General features: G+C 67.1%; 15 protein-coding genes and 1 pseudogene. 11 read left to right on the forward strand and 5 right to left on the reverse strand.

What is annotated here, in order from left to right:
• A pseudogene (locus K8V11_RS10255) lies at window positions 1–326 on the reverse strand (A/G-specific adenine glycosylase); the annotation flags it as partial.
• A 113-nt stretch (window positions 327–439) separates the two neighbouring features.
• Here K8V11_RS10255 and K8V11_RS10260 point away from each other — a divergent pair.
• The 3 genes from K8V11_RS10260 to K8V11_RS10270 all read left to right on the forward strand — a co-directional run bounded on the left by K8V11_RS10260 (window position 440) and on the right by K8V11_RS10270 (window position 3816).
• Window positions 440–2335, forward strand: coding sequence for a DUF2252 family protein (locus K8V11_RS10260; RefSeq protein ID WP_303913637.1), 1896 nt, complete (start codon window positions 440–442; stop codon window positions 2333–2335).
• A gap of 86 nt (window positions 2336–2421) precedes the next feature.
• Window positions 2422–3075 carry a carbonic anhydrase gene (locus K8V11_RS10265; protein WP_303913640.1) on the forward strand — a complete coding sequence of 218 codons (654 nt, stop codon included), beginning with the start codon at window positions 2422–2424 and terminating at the stop codon, window positions 3073–3075.
• 84 nt (window positions 3076–3159) lie between these two features.
• Complete coding sequence (locus K8V11_RS10270; protein WP_303913643.1) at window positions 3160–3816, forward strand: hypothetical protein; 657 nt, start codon at window positions 3160–3162, stop codon at window positions 3814–3816.
• Window positions 3817–3959: 143 nt separating this feature from the next.
• On the opposite strand, the gene K8V11_RS10275 is transcribed toward K8V11_RS10270, so the two are convergent.
• Window positions 3960–4577, reverse strand: a complete 618-nt coding sequence (locus K8V11_RS10275) for a hypothetical protein (RefSeq protein WP_303913646.1) — start codon at window positions 4575–4577, stop codon at window positions 3960–3962.
• Window positions 4578–4869: 292 nt separating this feature from the next.
• Between K8V11_RS10275 and K8V11_RS10280 the strand changes: the two genes are divergently transcribed.
• The 5 genes from K8V11_RS10280 (at window position 4870) to K8V11_RS10300 (ending at window position 10222) form a co-directional block, all read left to right on the forward strand.
• Window positions 4870–5361 carry a CarD family transcriptional regulator gene (locus tag K8V11_RS10280; protein WP_067476049.1) on the forward strand — a complete coding sequence of 164 codons (492 nt, stop codon included), beginning with the start codon at window positions 4870–4872 and terminating at the stop codon, window positions 5359–5361.
• Between the two features lie 118 nt (window positions 5362–5479).
• Window positions 5480–6940, forward strand: coding sequence for a cysteine--tRNA ligase (cysS, locus tag K8V11_RS10285; protein WP_303913650.1), 1461 nt, complete (start codon window positions 5480–5482; stop codon window positions 6938–6940).
• 12 nt (window positions 6941–6952) lie between these two features.
• Window positions 6953–7924 carry a 23S rRNA (guanosine(2251)-2'-O)-methyltransferase RlmB gene (gene rlmB / locus K8V11_RS10290; protein ID WP_303913652.1) on the forward strand — a complete coding sequence of 324 codons (972 nt, stop codon included), beginning with the start codon at window positions 6953–6955 and terminating at the stop codon, window positions 7922–7924.
• A gap of 10 nt (window positions 7925–7934) precedes the next feature.
• Window positions 7935–8609, forward strand: coding sequence for a hypothetical protein (locus K8V11_RS10295; protein ID WP_303913655.1), 675 nt, complete (start codon window positions 7935–7937; stop codon window positions 8607–8609).
• A gap of 98 nt (window positions 8610–8707) precedes the next feature.
• A complete protein-coding gene (locus tag K8V11_RS10300) occupies window positions 8708–10222 on the forward strand; it encodes an AMP nucleosidase (protein ID WP_303913657.1) in 1515 nt (504 codons plus the stop codon).
• A 55-nt stretch (window positions 10223–10277) separates the two neighbouring features.
• Here the strand turns inward: K8V11_RS10300 and K8V11_RS10305 are convergent, their stop codons facing one another.
• Window positions 10278–11132 (reverse strand): metal ABC transporter permease, encoded by an 855-nt coding sequence (locus K8V11_RS10305; protein ID WP_303913660.1) that lies wholly within the window; start codon window positions 11130–11132, stop codon window positions 10278–10280.
• A complete protein-coding gene (locus K8V11_RS10310) occupies window positions 11132–12043 on the reverse strand; it encodes a metal ABC transporter ATP-binding protein (RefSeq protein ID WP_303913663.1) in 912 nt (303 codons plus the stop codon). The genes K8V11_RS10305 and K8V11_RS10310 overlap by 1 nt, the downstream gene beginning before the upstream one ends.
• A gap of 133 nt (window positions 12044–12176) precedes the next feature.
• Here K8V11_RS10310 and K8V11_RS10315 point away from each other — a divergent pair, with 133 nt between their 5' ends.
• Complete coding sequence (locus tag K8V11_RS10315) at window positions 12177–13802, forward strand: helix-turn-helix domain-containing protein (RefSeq protein ID WP_303913666.1); 1626 nt, start codon at window positions 12177–12179, stop codon at window positions 13800–13802.
• Between the two features lie 135 nt (window positions 13803–13937).
• Window positions 13938–15050 (forward strand): NDMA-dependent alcohol dehydrogenase, encoded by a 1113-nt coding sequence (locus K8V11_RS10320; RefSeq protein ID WP_303913669.1) that lies wholly within the window; start codon window positions 13938–13940, stop codon window positions 15048–15050.
• Between the two features lie 12 nt (window positions 15051–15062).
• Here K8V11_RS10320 and K8V11_RS10325 read toward each other — a convergent pair whose 3' ends face one another.
• Window positions 15063–16073 (reverse strand): metal ABC transporter solute-binding protein, Zn/Mn family, encoded by a 1011-nt coding sequence (locus tag K8V11_RS10325; protein ID WP_303913673.1) that lies wholly within the window; start codon window positions 16071–16073, stop codon window positions 15063–15065.
• A gap of 189 nt (window positions 16074–16262) precedes the next feature.
• On the opposite strand from K8V11_RS10325, the gene thrC reads away from it, so the two are divergent.
• Window positions 16263–17684 carry a threonine synthase gene (gene thrC / locus K8V11_RS10330; protein WP_303913676.1) on the forward strand — a complete coding sequence of 474 codons (1422 nt, stop codon included), beginning with the start codon at window positions 16263–16265 and terminating at the stop codon, window positions 17682–17684.
• Window positions 17685–17753 lie beyond the last annotated feature (69 nt).

The following is a 17753-nucleotide window of genomic DNA, read 5'->3' on the forward strand; positions in this document are numbered from 1 at the left end:
TCGACGATAGCCTGCGCACATTCCTTGAGTCGCAGCGCCCGGCGCGGGTAACCGAGCTTGCCCCACGCGCGGAGGACCTCGGCAGACGATGCCTCGGCAAGCTCGGCCGGCCCCGGCCACTTGGCGATCCAGTCGTGCCACGCGGGAATCACCCGGTCGACCGGGGTCTGCTGACTCATGACCTCGCACAACAGGATCGACCACGGTGACGACCCCGAGGCGCGCCACGGGAGCGTGCGGCCGTGCTCGTCGTACCAGGCGATGACCGCCTTGGCGTCGAGAGCGGAGAGTGCGGTGCGGCTGGAAATGGGTAACTCCGACGTCATAGTTGGATTGGGTGTTCGTGGTCTGCGCGGGGCGCGTACCCAGTATCGCGCGCGAGGCGCCCGGAGTCGAAAAGATCCCGAGGCGATTTGATGACAATGCGATAATCGTGCACATGAGCCAACCGCAGGCAACGAGCCGCACCAACGACAACACGTCAGGCAACTCCGAGAAGCCGAACTCGACAACATCGGCCACAACCGGCGCAACGAAGGCGCCGGCGAAGAAGGCGAAAAAGCCGTCGCGTCGCCAGAAGAGCGCCGCGAGCCCGAAGAGCACCTCGCGCACCGCGACCGCGACAGCGACAGCGACGCCCGCGTCGAAGAAGACGACAGAGAAGACGGCGGAGAAGACAGCGCAGAAGAAGCCTGCGACCAAGACATCCGGGGCTTCGAAGTCTGCGGGGACGAGCGCGTCGGTCAAGAAGTCGGAGTCGTCGAAGAAGACGACTACGAAGAATTCGACTGCAAATAAGCCGACCGCGAAGAAACCGATCGCGAAGAAGACAGCCGCATCGAAGAAGGCCGCGCCGAAGAAGAAGGCCGAGTCGGCGCAGGCGAAGACCGAGTCCAAGTCCGTTGCCGAGCTGCTGGAGTCGGTGGCCTCGCTGGGGCTGCCGACGCCGACTCCGGCGACCGTTCCCGCACACCGGCGACGCAGGGGCGAATTCGAAACATATTCGCGCGAGGTCGCGCGCGGCGACGTCGAGGTTCCGCCGGAGATGCTCACTGGCCGTCACCGCCGGCTGCACGTGCGCGACACCGTGATCGAAGACCACCTGCTGCGCATGCAGCTCGTGCCCTCGGCGGTGAGCTCGAAGTTCGAGGGCATCGCGCGGAGCCCGTTCCCGTTCTTCCGCGGCACCGCGATGCTCTACTACCGCGACCTCGCGGGCTCGGACGCGCACCTCCCGTTCGTCCCGACCGTCGGCGACGTGCACCCGGAGAACTACGGCGTGCTGCCCGGCGCGGACGGCGAACCGCTGTTCAGCCTCAACGATATGGACGAGGCGTGGATGGCGCCGTTCACGTGGGATCTCGGGCGCGGCGCCGTCGGATTCGCGCTCGCAGCCATCGAGGGCGGCGCCTCGCGCAAGAAGGCGATGAAGGTGGCGAAGAAGTTCGTCGCTTCCTACCTCGAGGGCGTTGAAAAGTGCGTCGCCGACCCCGAGGAGGCGACGCGCCGCGTGTCCGGCGACGACACGCCGAAGGTGATTCGCAGCTACATGAAGAAAGCCGGACGCAGCCGCGAATCCTTCCTCCGCAAGCGCATCGATTTCGACGAACTCAACTTCCGCGAGACGAACCGCGTGCGCCGCCGCCCGGGGCTCACCCCACTTATCGATGACGCCGTGCGCCGCTATTCCAGGAGGGTCCAGCCCTCGTCTGCGAAGGACGAGCTGCCGAAGAATTTCTTCCGCATCCACGACGTCGCGATTCGCACCGGCTCCGGAACCGCGAGCCGCGGGCTGTCCCGCTTCTGGGTCCTCGTCGAGGGCTGGGGCAAATCGGCCGAGGACAAAGTGATCCTCGAGCTGAAGATGTCGCGGCACTCCGTGCTCGACGGGCTCGCGCCGGTGCAGAGCACCGCGAGCGGGATCGAGGACGAATTCGACCCCGCTAAGCGCATCGCCGACGCGTTCGACGCGTTCATCGTCGACGGCGATCCGCTGTACGGCTATACCGATATCGAGGGCGTGAGCTTCCTCGTGCGCGAACGCAGCCCGCAGAAGGTCAACGTCGACGCCGGGGACTTCGACACCTCCGAGCTGAAAAAGTACGCGAAGCTGTGCGGGCGCATGCTCGCGCGCCAGCACGTGCGCGCCGACCGCTTCCTCAACGGGAAGGACTCTGACGTCGGCGCCCGGATTCTCGGCGCGGGGCACACGAACATCTTCCTGTTCGACACACTCGAACTGGTCTCGGAGCAGGTGGACACCGTGCTCAGGGATCACGCGATGTTCGCTGCCGATCACGCGGCCGGGGCGTTTACTGAGGTCTCCGAGGAATAGGGGTCGAGTCCCCCTGGGGTACAGCACTTTTCGTTTAACGGGGGGTGTTGAACTTCGGGGGAGGGGGCGCGGAGCATAATGGGTTTATGCCAAACCAGACACCAGTGAGCGCGTGGCAGTCGCTGCGCAACGGAAATAATCGATTCGTCTCCTCCGAGATGCGCAACCCCCAGCAAAACGTTGCGCGCCGCGAGAAGACCGTCTCGGGCCAGAACCCGAAGGCGGTCCTCTTCGGCTGCTCGGACTCCCGTGTCGCCGCCGAGATCATCTTCGACCAGGGGATCGGAGACCTGTTCGTCGTCCGCACCGCGGGCGAGATCATCGATACCGCCGTGCTCGGCTCGATCGAATTCGCCATCACCGTCCTACATACGCCGCTGATCGTGATCCTCGGGCACGATTCGTGCGGCGCGGTTCGCGCCGCGCTGGATGCCCTCGACAAGGGCGTCGTACCGACCGGCTTCCTCCGCGATGTCGTGGAGAAGGTTGCACCCTCGATGCTCAACGGCCGTCGTGCCGGCGTCACCGACCCCGACGAGCTGGGCGCCGCGCACGCCATCGAAATCGGCGAGATGCTGCGCAACCGCAGCCGCGTCGTCAACGACGCTATTGAGGAGGGCAGGCTCGCGGTCGTCGCTGTCACCTACAAGCTCAGCGACGGCAAAGCGTACCTGCGCGGCGTGTTCGGCGACGTCGAGGACACCCCGCTCCCGCCGGTGGCGGAGGCCAAAGAGGCCTAACGGGCCAGGTTCGGTGAAGGAATTCCTCACCGATACCCGGTGTGGCACGGCCGAAAAGGCCGCAGGTCCGCCTATCCTGGGGCCGTGTTCGAACCTCAGGGCCCGCTTCCTCGCGAAATCTATGTGCGTCGTCGACTCGCGGCGCTGATCCTCGTCGCCGTCGTGGTCGTCGCCGTTGTCGTCGCGCTCGTCCTCGTCAGCCGCGACGGGGGAGGCGGTGGCGCGGACCCGGCCGCAGCGGCAGGCAGCGAGACCTCGGAGTCCGCTAGCTCCTCGGAAACCTCCACGAAGGCAACCGACGAGAAGGAAGCCGACGATCCGGCCTCGCGCGGCCGCTGCGCCGACGACGATCTCGAGGTCAGCGTCCGTCCGGCGTCGGCGAACTTCGAGGCGGGCGGGGATGTCCGTTTCTACGCGGAGATCACCAACACCTCGGATTCGACCTGCGACCGCGATCTTTCCGGAGCCCCGCTCACGTTCGAGGTGTACCGCCTCGACGACAACGCGCGCGTCTGGTCCTCGACCGACTGCACCCAGTCCGATTCCGAGGACGTCGCGAACCTCAAGCCCGAGGAGCCGGTGATGCGCCAGATCGATTGGTCCGGCCGCATGTCCGAGCCCGGCGCCTGCGGGCAGCGCGACCGCGCCCCCGCGGAGCCCGGTTCCTACCAGGTCTACGCTCTCGTGGGCGATGCATTCAGTCCGGCGGCCACATTCAACCTCACCGCTCCCGCGGAATAGGCGTGCCCGACGTCATACGTGAATGACGGCGGTGCAGGGTGGTAGCCCGGCCACTTTCAGTAGCCCGGCCACCGCGCAGCAAAAACCCGCGACCGAAATTCCGGTCGCGGGTTTTCCCCTGCTTCGGGCGAAGCGGTGAAGCTCTAGTGGGCCGAGCCCTCGACGGTCTCGACGGGGCGCGAGTACTCGCCCGCGGCCTCGCGGCTGGATCCGACAGCCACATGGGTATCGATCGGCTCCTCGCCGGAGAACTGGATGGAGCCCGTCACCGAGTTGCCGATCTGCAGGTTGTCGGCGCCGGGCAGCGACACCTTCGTGTACACGACGCACGGGTTGTTGCCGCCCGCCACGTCGGGGCCCATGTCCTCGTAGTGCCGCTCGGTGTTCGAGGCTTCGTCGGTGACGGCGACGAGCGTGCAATCGCGCGGGATGCGCGCATCCGGCTCGATCGTCGCCTCGGTGCCGTCGATCGTGACCGACTCCAGGGCGGCGCCTTCGGGATTGCCGATGCCCGGACCCGAGAACGACGCGGCGAAGGCGACCTGAGCCGGTCCGTTGCTCTCCTCGCCGATCTCGGGAACGACGACGCGGAAGTCGTTGACCACGACGTTCTGCGAGGTGCCGGAGCCACCGTCGACTGCGGCAGCCTTCTCGGCGGTCTGGGAATGCTGCCCCGCGCCACATGCGGACAGGGCGAGCGCCGCTGCGGCCGCGGTGACGGCGAAAGCGGACCGACGGAAACCAGAAGTCGGTGAGGTCACAGATAGCTCCTCGTGGTGCGGCGGACCGGTTCGCCCGCATCGGCAGATAAAGCGCATTAAGGCCTTTCTCATGGTAATGCACAGCCGCCCTGAAGTGCTCACCTGGGGAGCCAAAGCGAGGGATCGCTCGCGGAATTACCCCCTTTACGAGCCCTCGCCGGCCCGGCGTCCGTCCCGCACCTTTGTGGACGTTCGCCGCAGGTCGACGCCTTCGGCGTTCTGACCTGCACAGACGGGACCCTCGTAATTAGGGGGTGTGCTAAGATGGCTAGGTCGAAAGGGGAAATCACCTATGGAGTTCAAGGTCGGCGACACGGTTGTGTACCCGCATCACGGAGCGGCCGTGATTCAGGCGATCGAGACCCGCACCGTCAAGGGCAATCCGCGCGAGTACCTGGTGTTGAAGGTCTCGCAGGGCGATCTCACGGTGAAGGTTCCGGCCGAGAATGCCGAGTATGTGGGCGTGCGCGACGTGGTCGACGGCGCAGGGCTCGGCAAGGTGTTCGACGTGCTTCGCGAGGAAGAGGTCGAGGAGCCCACGAACTGGTCGCGCCGCTACAAGGCGAACGGCGAGAAGCTCGCCTCGGGTGATGTCAACAAGGTCGCCGAGGTCGTTCGCGACCTGTGGCGCCGCGATCTCGACCGTGGCCTTTCCGCCGGCGAGAAGCGCATGCTCTCCAAGGCGCGCCAGGTCCTCGTCGGCGAGCTCGCTCTTGCCGAAGGTGCGGACGAACCGCGTGCTCAGGAACTGCTCGACGAGGTCATGGCCGCGGCCAACGCCTAGAGTTCCACGAAGTACGAGAGTTCCGCTTGGTTGAAGTCCCCGGCGGCGAAGGCGACCATCGTGCCCATTCGCGGCGCGCGCAACGAAGCGTTTGCCTTCGCCCGGTAAACTCGCCCCTGTGACGCTCCACCTCTACGACACCGCAACCCGCCGGCTCCGCGAATTCACGCCACTGCGTGAGGGCAAGGCCTCGGTGTATCTGTGTGGAGCAACCCCGCAGACCACGCCGCATATCGGCCACGTCCGCTCCGGCGTTGCCTTCGACATCTTGCGTCGCTGGCTGCTAGCCAAGGGGCTTGACGTCGCGTTCGTTCGCAACGTCACCGATATCGACGACAAGATCCTCACCAAGGCCGATGAAAACGGCCGCCCGTGGTGGGAGTGGGTGTCCACGCACGAGCGCGAGTTCGACCGCGCCTACGCCCAGCTCGGCGTGCTTCCCCCGAGTGTGGAACCGCGCGCCACAGGCCATGTCACCCAGATGGTCGACTACATGCAGCGGCTCATCGATAATGGCTTCGCCTACGCTGCCGAGGGCTCGGTGTATTTCGACATGTCCGCGTGGGCGAAGGCCCCGCAGGGCGACTACGGCACGATCTCCGGAAACCGCACCGACGACCTCAAAGACGCCGAGGACCCGCAGGGGGAGGGGGCGAACGCCGCGCGCGGAAAGCGCAGTCCGCACGATTTCGCCCTGTGGAAGTTCGCCAAGCCGGGCGAGCCGAGTTGGCCGACCCCGTGGGGGAACGGCCGCCCGGGCTGGCACCTCGAGTGCTCGGCCATGGCCACGTGGTACCTCGGCGCCGAATTCGATATCCACGGCGGCGGGCTCGACCTACAGTTCCCGCACCACGAGAACGAGGCAGCCCAGGCGCACGCCGCCGGCGACGGCTTCGCGCAATACTGGCTGCACAACGGCTGGGTCACCATGAGCGGCGAGAAGATGTCCAAATCCCTGGGCAACGTCCTCGCCGTGCCGAACATCCTCACCGATGTCCGCCCGGTCGAGCTGCGCTACTACCTCGGCAGCGCCCACTACCGCTCGATGCTCGAATACTCGCCCGCGGCGCTACAGGAAGCCGCGACCGCATACCGGCGGATCGAGGCCTTCGTCCTGCGCATCCTCGACACCATGTATGACGGCGAACGCAGCGCCTTCCAGGCCGGCGAACCAACCTCGACGTTCGTAGAGGCGTTGGATAACGATCTCGCCGTGCCCGCTGCGCTCGCGGAGATTCACAACCAGGTGCGCGCGGGCAACGCGGCACTTGCCGCCGGCGATGCCGACGTGGCGAAGGCCGCTGCGGGGGCGGTGCGCGCAATGGCCGGAATTCTCGGAATCGACCCGCTGGCGGATAATTGGTTCGAAGGCACCGCGGCGGGCGGAGATCAGGCGATGGACGCGCTCGATTCCCTCGTGCAGGCGCAGCTCGCCCGACGTCAACAAGCGCGTAAGGACAAGGACTTCGAGACCGCGGACGCCATCCGCGACCAGCTCACCGAAGCGGGCATCGAGGTCGCCGATACAGCCGAGGGCCAGCGTTGGTCGCTCGCCGACCCAGCACAAAGTACCGAGTAAGAGGAGCACATCGTGGCAGGTAATTCGAGGCGCCGCGGCGCGGTCCGCAAGACGGGTACCAAGAAGGGGCAGGTCGTCGGTTCGGGTGGACGCAGGCGCCGCGGACTCGAGGGGCGCCGCGCGACACCGAAGGCGACCGAGCGCGAATACCACCCCGCGCACAAGCGCGCGAAGAGCGCCGAGCGGAAGGCCGAGGGCGCACGCCAGCGCCGGGCGCACGCGATCAAGAACGCCGACGGCCCGGAGCTCGTGCTCGGCCGCAACCCCGTCGTCGAGTGCCTTCGCGCCGGCGCCCCGGCGACAGCGCTGTACGTCGCCGACGGCACCGAGAACGACGAGCGTCTCACCGAGGCCGTGTCGATGGCCGCCGAGCGTGGCATCTCGATCCTCGAGGTGCCACGTACGGACCTCGACAAGATGACCTCCAACGGCATGCATCAGGGCGTCGGCCTGCAGGTTCCGCCGTTCGCCTACGCGGACCCGTCGGACCTCATCGAGCGGGCGCTCTCTTCCGAGGAACCGGCGCTGCTAGTCGCCCTCGACAACATCACGGACCCACGCAACCTCGGCGCGGTCATCCGGTCGGTCGGCGCGTTCGGCGCGCACGGCGTGCTCATCCCGGAGCGGCGTTCGGCCTCGGTTACCGCCGTCGCGTGGCGCACGTCCGCCGGTGCCGCGGCGCGCGTTCCGGTCGCGAAGGCCACGAACCTCAACCGCACGCTTCAGGACTGGGCCAAGCGTGGCGTGCAGCTCGTCGGTCTCGACGGCGACGGCGACACCTCGCTCGACGACTACGACGGCACCGGCCCGACCGTCATCGTCGTCGGTTCGGAGGGCAAGGGCCTGTCGCGTCTGGTGTCCGAATCGGTGGACACGATCCTGTCGATCCCGATCGCCCGCAAGGTCGAGAGCCTCAACGCCTCGGTCGCCGCGGGCGTCGTGCTCGCCGAGTTCGCCCGCCAGCGCCGCGTCTCCGGAAAGTAGGGCGCTCGCCGTGGCCGACGAGAACAGCACCGCCGCCATTCGCCGGCTGCGCGACGTCGCCGAGCAGCTGCTGCGCTGGGGGCACGCGAACGGCGGGATGCTCAGCCCCACCTTCCTCGCGCTGCGCGAAGACCAGCCGGACGTGGCAATCGAGTTCGCGGTGCGGCCGGAGAAGTTCCCCGAGGCCACGCTGCAGGAGGTCGTGTACGGGCTCGACCCGGCCGCGGTGGCTATCGCTGTCGAGGGCACGATCACGGCCGCGTCCGAGAAGCACGAGGCTCTCGTGCTCAGCGTGCTCACCGGCTCCGGACCGGCGGACCGGGCCGAGCAGAACGTCCACGCGTGGGAGGTCATCACCTCTGCACTCGGCGTGCCGAGCCTCGGCGTCGAGCTTCCCGTGCAGGGCCGCAGTTCGAACCTCCTGCCGCTGGCGAGCGTCCCGCGCGGCGACCTCGCAGAAGTGCGCGACCCACAGGAACACTTCGTCCAGCCCGAAGGCCAGGAGCTCGGCCCCACTGAGCGCAAGCGCATCTCGCTCGACGTCGGCGCCATCAACCGGTGGGCCCAGATTCCCGATCCGGCGCGCCGCGTCGCCGTCATCGGCACTGCATTCCAGTTGGAGGTCCTCCAGCGCAACGGGCTGCTCCCGCCCACAAGCGCCATCGAGCTCGCCTCGCGCGACTAGCGAAACCGGCCGCACCGCCGGGGCCTCGGTAGTGTTCAAGGGGGAAGGCCTGAGGGCATAGGCGCCGCGCGAGCTGAGAAAGCCGAGGGATGGTTTCCATGAGAACGGAAAGCGGCACGCACGACGAGGGATTGAGTCCGAAAGCCGCCGTCGACGAGCTGATCGCGCTGTCGGACCAGGCGGTTATCACCTCCAGGGCCAGCATCGACGCGCTGCTCGCGGGCTCTCACGCCGAGCCGCGCTGGGGCCGCTATCCCGAGCTCGTCGTGCACGTCGAGGGCACGCCGGAGACATTCCCGCGCGCCAGCTACGGCGTCGTCCAGGACCCGGGGGTGTACTCCTCCGAGATCGCCCAGCCTGCGCTATTTCGCTATTACCTCACCGAACAGCTCGAGCTCCTGGCGCGCCGCTACCCGGTGCACATCAGCGTCCGAGAGGGCTCCACGATCATCCCGCTGCAATACATGTCGGTTATGGATGACGACGCGCTGCGCACTCTCCCGCCGGGCGTGGCCTCGACGCTCGGTTCGGAGGCGCCGCTGGTCGATATCCTCGCCGTCAACGACGCCATCGCCGACGGCGACCTCGATGCCCCGTTCCGGCCGGCGAACCCGCTGTTCCTGTTCAGCCCACTGCGCACGGATCTCGCGCTCCAACGGCTGCGGCACTACACCGGCTCGAACCCGGCCGATTTCCAGGACTATGTGCTGTTCACGAACTATGCGCTGCACGTCGATTCATTTATCGAGTACGCCCTGGAGCTCTCCCGCGCGGGCGGCGTCGACTCGTCGACGGGCGCGGCATATACGTGGATTTCCGGCCCGGACGGACTCGGGTTCCGGCTGTCCGAGCTCGATAACGAGCGTGCCCAGCAACTCAAGTCCGCGGGCGCGGATGCGCAGATGCCCGCGTGGCACCTTTTCGCCGCCGACTCGGACACCCCCGGCGGTGCGACGATCTCCGGGCACGGGATCTCGCTGGTCAACATCGGTGTCGGCCCGTCGAACGCGAAGACGATCACCGACTGTGTTGCCGTTCTGCGGCCGCACTGCTGGATGATGGTCGGGCACTGTGCCGGGCTCGACGCGCGGATGAATGTCGGCGACCTCATCCTGCCGAACTCGTACCTTCGCAAGGACGGCGTGCTGGACCGCTACGTCTCGCCGGACACCCCCGTGCCCGCGCTCGCCGAGGTCCAGCAGGCGCTCGAGGTCGGCATCAGCTCGTCTTATGTAGAGCTCATGGGGGTCACCCCGCAGATGAGGACGGGCACGGTGATGACCACACACGACCGCAACTGGGAGTACTGGCCAGCCGACGAGATTCAGGGCCTCCTCGCGCGGACGGCGGTGATGAGCGTGGAGATGGAATCGGGAACGATCGCCGCGAACGGCTACCGCTACCGCGTGCCCTACGGTGCGCTTCTCGCGGTGTCCGATAAGCCGCTGCACAACCAGCCCAAGCTGCCGACCATGGCGCGGCAGTTCTACCAGGCCTCCAAGTATCACCACTTCCTCGCGGCCGTGCACGCCTGCCAGCACCTGGCGAACACCCCGCGCGCCGCGCATTCGCGCAAGCTCCGCCGCGTCATCGGCGAGGTGCCTTTCCGGTAGGCGCCCATCGAGCTCCCCTTCGAGACGTACTCGAAGGCCTGCGAGTAGACGCTGGCTACCCCTTATTCCTGACGGCGGACACCGCTCTACACACGACGTAGATGGCAAACGAGATCGTCGTCACGAACACGGAGATGGGCACCCCTGGCGCCAGCGAGAGCAGCAAGCCGCCGACCGCGGCGACCTCGGCGAACAACACCGACAGCGCGATCGCGGCGCCAGGGGAGCGCACCACCGCAGCCGCCGCGGCGGCCGGGGTGATGAGCAGTGAGAGCACGAGTAGTGCGCCGACGATCTGCACCGCCTGGGCGGCGACGAGCCCGAGGAGGACGGCGAACACGAGGTTGAGCGAGCGCACGTGGATGCCGCGCGTAGCCGCGACCTCCGCGTCCGCGGAGGCGAACACGAGTGGCCGGTAACAGAATCCGAGCACGGCGATGACAATGACGGCGACGACCGCGAGCTGCGCGATCCCGGCGCCCGAAACTCCCACGATCTGCCCGGTGAGTAGAGAGAAGCTCGACCCCGCTCTACCTGGGTAGAGGTGGATGAAGAGCACAGAGAGACCGAGACCGAACGCCATCACCACGCCGATCGAGGAGTCCCGGTCGACCGCCCGCGTGCCGAAGAGCGCGAACAGCATCGCGGCGACCACCGAGCCGAGTATGGCCCCGGCGCCGACGTTGAGCCCGAACAGCAGCGCCGCGGCGGCTCCGGTGAGCGCGAGCTCGGACGTGCCGTGCACCGAGAAACCCATGTTGCGCATCACGACGAAGGGGCCGACGAGACCCGCGACGAGCCCGAGGAGGGCCACGGCGATGAGCGCGTTCTGGACGAAGTCCAGACCGAGCAGCTCGGACGTCGTCTCGATGTCGCTCAGAGAGGTAAAAATCTCCGTGAGGCGTTCCATTATTCAGCGCCTCCGACGTCATTGGTGGTGGTTTCAGGGGTGGTGCCGGTGATCGGGGCGGTGAGGTGTGCGGACTCGCCGACCACCACGACCTGGCCGCGTACCCGCAGCACCTCGACCGGCGTGCGGTAAAGATCCGAGAGGGTTTCGGAGGTGAAGATCTCCTCGGGCGTGCCGATCCGATGGCGTCCGTCGACGATGAAAATGACGCGGTCGACGAGTGGGAGGACGGGGTTGATCTCGTGGGTCACGAACATCACGCCCGTGCCGTGGGCGGTGCGCATGTGCTGCAACACGTCGGCAACCGTCCGCTGGCCGGGGAGGTCGAGGCTGAGCAGGGGCTCGTCGCACAACAGCACGTGCGGGTCGGTGGCGAGGGCCTGGGCGAGGCGCATGCGCTGCTGCTCACCGCCGGACATCCGGCCGATCTGCTTGTCGGCGAGGTGCTCCGAGCGCATCAGCTCGATCGAATCGTCAACGATCTTGTCCGTCGTGAGGCGGCTTTTTGCGCCCAGCCACGCGGGAAGTCCGGGGCCGAAGTGGTGGCCGTCGGCGCCGAGACGAACGAGGTCGCGGCCGCGCAGCGTGAGGCCCGGCTGGAACGATTTCTGCTGCGGCACGTAGCCGACGTGCCCGCCGCGACCGCCCGGTGCGGCGCCGTCGACGGTGATCGAGCCGGTGTCGGGGTGCAGCTGGCCGAGCATGAGGCTGAGCAGCGTCGACTTCCCGGCGCCGTTGGGCCCGAGGATCGCCACGAATTCGCCCGGGTGCAGGTCGAAATCGAGGTCGGAAAACAGCGTGTTCTCGCCGCGGCTGAAGCTGACGCCGCGCAGCGAGACCAGCGGGTCCGCGTGTTGGGCGCTGCTGCGGCCGAAATGGCTGCGCTTGCCGGTGGATCGTGTGGGTTTCACTTCTTTACTGTGCACAATCGTTCGTAGGTTCTCGCAAGGAAGGTCGGACTTATGCGCCGGAGCCCGGCGAGGGGCGGCTCTTAGACACACTAGCTATGCTGTGGGTCACACTTTCTTTCGAGGTTGGTGAGACATGACAAGCGAACAGCTGGCAGCCGGCGACGTCGACCAGTCCTGGCGGCGTTCGGCGGCTCTCGGATTGAGCCCGGTGACGGCCGGGCCGAACAGCGCGGATACCGCTTTGTCCCGCGCGCGCCGGCTGCGCGAGGCGGCCGAGCCGGTGATGGAATCGGTGGACGACATCCTCGGCGGCACGGGCGCGACCGTCGTTCTCGCCGACCAGGAGGGCCGCATCCTGCGCTCGGCGGAAGATGGCACGCGCGTGGCGCAGATGCTGCGCCGCCGCGGGATCTCCGAGGGGGCCGACCTCAGCGAGGACGCGTGCGGCAACAACGGCATCGGCACGGTTCTCGAAACGCGGGCGGGCGTGCGAATCGCCGGCGAGCAACACTTCGCGGAGGTATTCAAGCCGTTCTCCTGCTACGGCCACCCGATCATCAATCCGCTCACCCGCAGGCTCGTCGGCGCGATCGACCTCACCGGGCTCACCGCCGAGGGCGATCGCTTCTTCGTGCCGTTCGTGCGCCAGATCGTCGCGTCCATCGAAGCGCGCTACGTCGACACCGCGCGCACCGCGGACCGCGAGCTCTACAGCCGGTTCATGGACTCCAAGCGCACGTTGCGGCAAACGGTGTGCGCCTTCGGTGAGGAGGCGGTACTCGTGTCCCGCCGCGGCCTCGACGTGCTCTCCTCGGCCGACCTGACGACGCTGCGCGAGGCCGTCGAGTCCGCCGACCGGCCCGAGCGGGTCGAGCTGTCCATCGGCGAGATTCCCGTCGCCGTGCAGCACGTCGGGCGCAACGGGCGTCTCGTCGAACTCGACATCCCCTCGAGCCCGCCGTCCGCGCCGCGCCCCAAGCGCCGCGCCGCCACGGCGTCCGATACCGCGAAGCGGCGTCCCGCGACACTGCTCTCGAGCTGCGCCGTGCTCGGGCCGGCTGGCTCCGGCCGCACGACGATGGCGGTGGCCACGGCCGGCGCCGACGCCGTCCACGTCCGTCTCGCCGACGCCGACGATGCGGATGCGGCGTGGCGGGACCTCGCGCTCCCGGCGCTGCGCTCCTCCGAGGAGGGGAGCGGCTCCGCCGTCATTCTCGACGATATCGATCTGCTCTCCGACGCCGATCTGCGCCGGCTCGGCGCGCGCCTGGCGAAGGCACGGACGCCCATTGTGGTCACCTCGTATGACGTCGCACGTCCCGCCGTCATGGCGGTCGCGGAGCAATGCGATCGCACGATTCACACCTCCGGTCTGCACGAACGCGAGGAGGAGGGCATCGAGATCGTCCGCGCGATGGTCGCGCAGATCTGCCGCCGCCGCGAGTTCCCCGTGCCGGTGGTCACCGAACAATTCGCCCGCGAGGCGTGCGCGCTCGAGCTTCCGAACAACCTTCGCTCGCTGGAGTCGATTCTCGCCGGTTGCCTCCGCAAGCCCGTGCGGATCCTCGAGCCGGCGTGCCTGCCCGCCCACGCGCGTAGCGCCCGGATGCCGCGGCCCGGGGAGCTCGCGCGAGGGGAATACGAGGCGATCGTCAGCGCGCTCGACGAGTGCGACGGCGTCCGCAGTAGGGCGGCGAAGAGGCTCGGCATCAGCCGGACGACGCTGTACGCGCGGCTGCGCGAGTTCGGCCTCGATTAACGGCGGAAACACGCTCGTACTGCGCTTTTTCCCAGTGTCCAGAAATTGGACAGTCCAAATCCCCGCTGGCTCCATAGGCTCATATGTGATCCGACTCACAGAGAGCCGTAAAGGCTGCAAGGAAAGGACATCCCGATGAAGACAAAGGCTGCAGTGCTGTTCGACAGTGGCAAGCCCTTCGAGGTCATGGAGCTCGAACTGGACGGACCCGGCCCGGGCGAGGTGCTCATCAAGTACACCGCCGCCGGCCTCTGCCACTCGGACCTGCACCTCACCGACGGCGATTTCCAGCCGCGCTTCCCGATGGTCGGTGGCCACGAGGGCAGCGGGATCATCGAGGAGGTCGGCCCGGGCGTCACGAAGGTCAAGCCCGGCGACCACGTCGTGTGTGCCTTCATTCCGAGCTGTGGCACGTGCCGCTACTGCTCGACCGGACGCCAGAGCCTGTGCGACATGGGCGCGAACATCCTCGACGGCGCGCTTCCCGGCGGCGGCTACCGCTTCCACGGCGGAGGACAGGACTTCGGCGCATTCTGCATGCTCGGCACCTTCTCCGAGCGGGCCACGATCTCTGAGCACTCCGTCGTCAAGGTCGACGACTGGCTGCCGCTGGACAAGGCCGTACTCGTCGGCTGTGGCGTCCCGTCCGGCTGGGGCACCGCGACGAAGGCCGGCGATCTTCGCCCCGGCGACTCGACGATCATCTTCGGCGTCGGCGGTCTGGGCATCAATGCCGTGCAGGGTGCCAAGGCCGCGGGCGCGCGCCACATCATCGCCGTCGACCCGGTGGAGATGAAGCGCGAGCAGGCGCTCAAGTTCGGCGCCACGCACGCGTTCGCCGACGCGGCCGAGGCGCGCGCGAAGCTGCAGGAGCTCACGTGGGGCCAGATGGCCGACGCGGCGCTCATCCTCGTCGGCACGGTGGACGAGCAGGTCGTCCAGGATGCATTCGCCTCCATCGGTAAGGGCGGCCGCGTGATCGTCACAGGCCTCGCACACCCGGAGAAGCTCACGGTGCACGTGTCCGGCTTCGAGCTCACCCTGTTCGAGAAGACGATCCAGGGTTCGCTGTTCGGGTCGTCCAACCCGCAGTACGACATCGTCCGCCTGCTGCGCATGTACAACGACGGGGACCTCAAGCTCGACGAACTGGTGACGAACACGTACACCATCGAAACGATCAACGAGGGCTACGAGGACCTGCGTGCGGGCAAGAACATTCGCGGTGTCGTGCTCCACGATCAGTAGCGCCTAGCTTTCCTACGCGCCGCCGAGCGCAGTCTCGACGGCATCGACGTTGTTGTTCATCCACTCTGCGAACCCGTCCCCGTCGGGGAGGGTTTCGGTGAACTCGACGATCGGTGTCCCGGCTGCCTCGGCGGCGTCGGCGATTTCCTTGGTGGCTGCCGTCTGCGTCTGCGGGTTGACGATGAGGAGTTGGACCTCGTCGCTTCCGGCGAAGTCGCGCATTTCCGCGAAGTCGGCGGCGGATGGGTCCGACCCCTCCTCGATCGCCGAGGTGAAGCCCGCCGGGGTCACATCGTGCGCGTCGAAATCGTCGAACATGTGGCCGCCGATAGGCTCGGTCTGCAGGTAGTGCACATGCTCAGCGCCGAATGCCTCAGTGCCGCGCTGATGCAGCTCTTCGAGCGAATCGGCGAGGCCGGCCGCGTTCTCGCGGTAATAGTCGGCGTCGGCCGGGTTGAGCGTCGCAAGCTCGTCGGCGATGTTCTCCGCCAGTGTGCTCATCGCGGGGAGCGAGTACCACACGTGCTCGTTGCTTGTGGAACCTTCTTCTTCGGCGCCGTGCTCGTGGTCGTGGCCTTCCTCGTCGGCATGCTCGTGCGCATGATCGTGGCCACCCGCGCCATGGCTATGCGCCTCTACTTGTGTGCCGGTGGCCTCGGTAAAGGCGTCGACGCCCTGTAGGGAGGTGACCTCCTGGGCGTTTTCCAGCGCCTGGTCGACGAACTCGTCGTAGCCGCCGCCGTTATAGACGACGAGGTCCGCCTGGGTGATCTTCGCGGCATCGGCGGGCGATGCCTCGAAGGAATGCGGATCGGCAGATGGATCGTCGATCACGGACTCGACGTTCCCGTGCTCCCCGGAGACGATCTCCGCCAGCGAGCCGTAGACGTTCGTAGAGGCGACGATCTCGGGCCCGGAAGAATCCCCATCTCCGCCGTCAGAGGAACATCCCGCAAGCCCTGCGACAGCCAGCACGGCAACGGACGCGAGAGCGGGGATCGACCTGGGGGATGGAGAACGCACGGGCACCGCCTTCTGGCGCGCAGCGAACGGCGCGCCTGTGGATTGTCGTCTACGCCGGACGCTGTGCCCGACGAAGAACACTATAATGGAAACCATTATCAATAACATCCATTGGGGTCGATCTTCCGGCCTTTGCAATATCCCGGGCGCTGCATGCCTGCGGCGACGCGTCCTGGCACACTTATAGACATGGAATTTGTTTCGACCCGTGGCGGCATGGAGCCGGCGAACTTCAGCGACATCCTGCTTGAGGGGCTCGCTCCCGACGGCGGCCTCGTGGTGCCCAAGGAGATTCCGCGCGTCGAACAGGACGAGATCGAATCGTGGCGCGGTCTGGCTTACCCGCAGCTCGCGGCGAAGGTCATCGGGAAGCTGTGGACCGATATCGATATTGCCGACCTCGAGGGGATTTGCGAGCGCGCATATGGTTCGCAGTTCTCGGGCGACATCGTCCCGCTGCGAAAGGTTGACGAGCAGATCACGCTCGTGGGGCTCTCCGAGGGGCCGACGCTTGCCTTCAAGGACATGGCCATGCAGTTCCTCGGCGAGGCGATTCCCTACGTACTTACCAAGCGCGGGCAGACACTCAATATTCTTGGCGCCACCTCCGGAGATACGGGCTCGGCGGCGGAGTACGCCTTCAGGTCGCAGCCGAACGTCGCGGTGTTCATGCTCTCTCCGCAGGGTCGGATGAGCGAATTCCAGCGGGCGCAGATGTATTCGCTGCCCGACGAGAATATTCACAACATCGCAGTCGAGGGCGTATTCGACGACTGCCAGAACATGGTCAAGGAGCTGAACGGCGACCTGAAGTTCAAGGCTGCCAACACCCTCGGCACAGTCAACTCGATCAACCTCGGCCGCGTTGCCGCGCAGGTTGCGTACTACTTCTGGGCGTGGCTGCGCGCCACCGACGCTCTCGACGAGACCGGGCGCGCAGAATTCGAGGCGGCGTTCTCGGTGCCCTCTGGCAACTTCGGCAATATCTTCTCCGGCCACCTCGCCAAGCAGATGGGCCTGCCCGTGCGCCGCCTCCTGCTCGCGACCAACGAAAACAACGTGCTCGACGAGTTCTTCCGCACGGGCGTCTACCGCCCCCGCAATCGCGAGAACACCCTCGCAACGTCGAGCCCCTCGATGGACATTTCGAAGGCTTCCAACCTCGAGCGCTTCGTCTACCACCTGCTCGGTAGCGACGCCCACCGCTTGCGCGAGGCCTGGGAGAAGCTCGATGCGACCGGCTCACTCGACCTGTCCGCCGAGCTCGACCGGTTCATCGGCGAGTTTGGCATCGTGTCCGGAAAGTCGACGCACAACGACCGCCTTGCCGCGATCACCTGGGTCCACGAGACCAATGGTGAGATCATCGACCCCCACACCGCTGACGGTGTCACGGTGGCTCGCGAGCTCGCCGAGCCGGACGAGAACGTGCTCGTGCTCGAGACGGCGAAGCCGCAGAAGTTTGCCGACACCGTCATCGAGGCGCTCGGCTTCGAGGCCCCGGTCGGGGAGGAGCTCGCCGACCTGCTCGGCCGCCCGCAGCGCACCGTGGACATGGCCGACGACTCGCAGGTACTTCGCGACTACATCGCCGAGCACGCCGTCCGCTAGTCGGGCTGCGACACTCCGCGCGCCGAGGCTAGACGGCGAAGCGAGGCGACGACCTCGTCGATCGACGCG

The organism is Dietzia timorensis (genome assembly GCF_020742175.1).
Classification (GTDB): Bacteria; Actinomycetota; Actinomycetes; order Mycobacteriales; family Mycobacteriaceae; genus Dietzia; species Dietzia timorensis_A.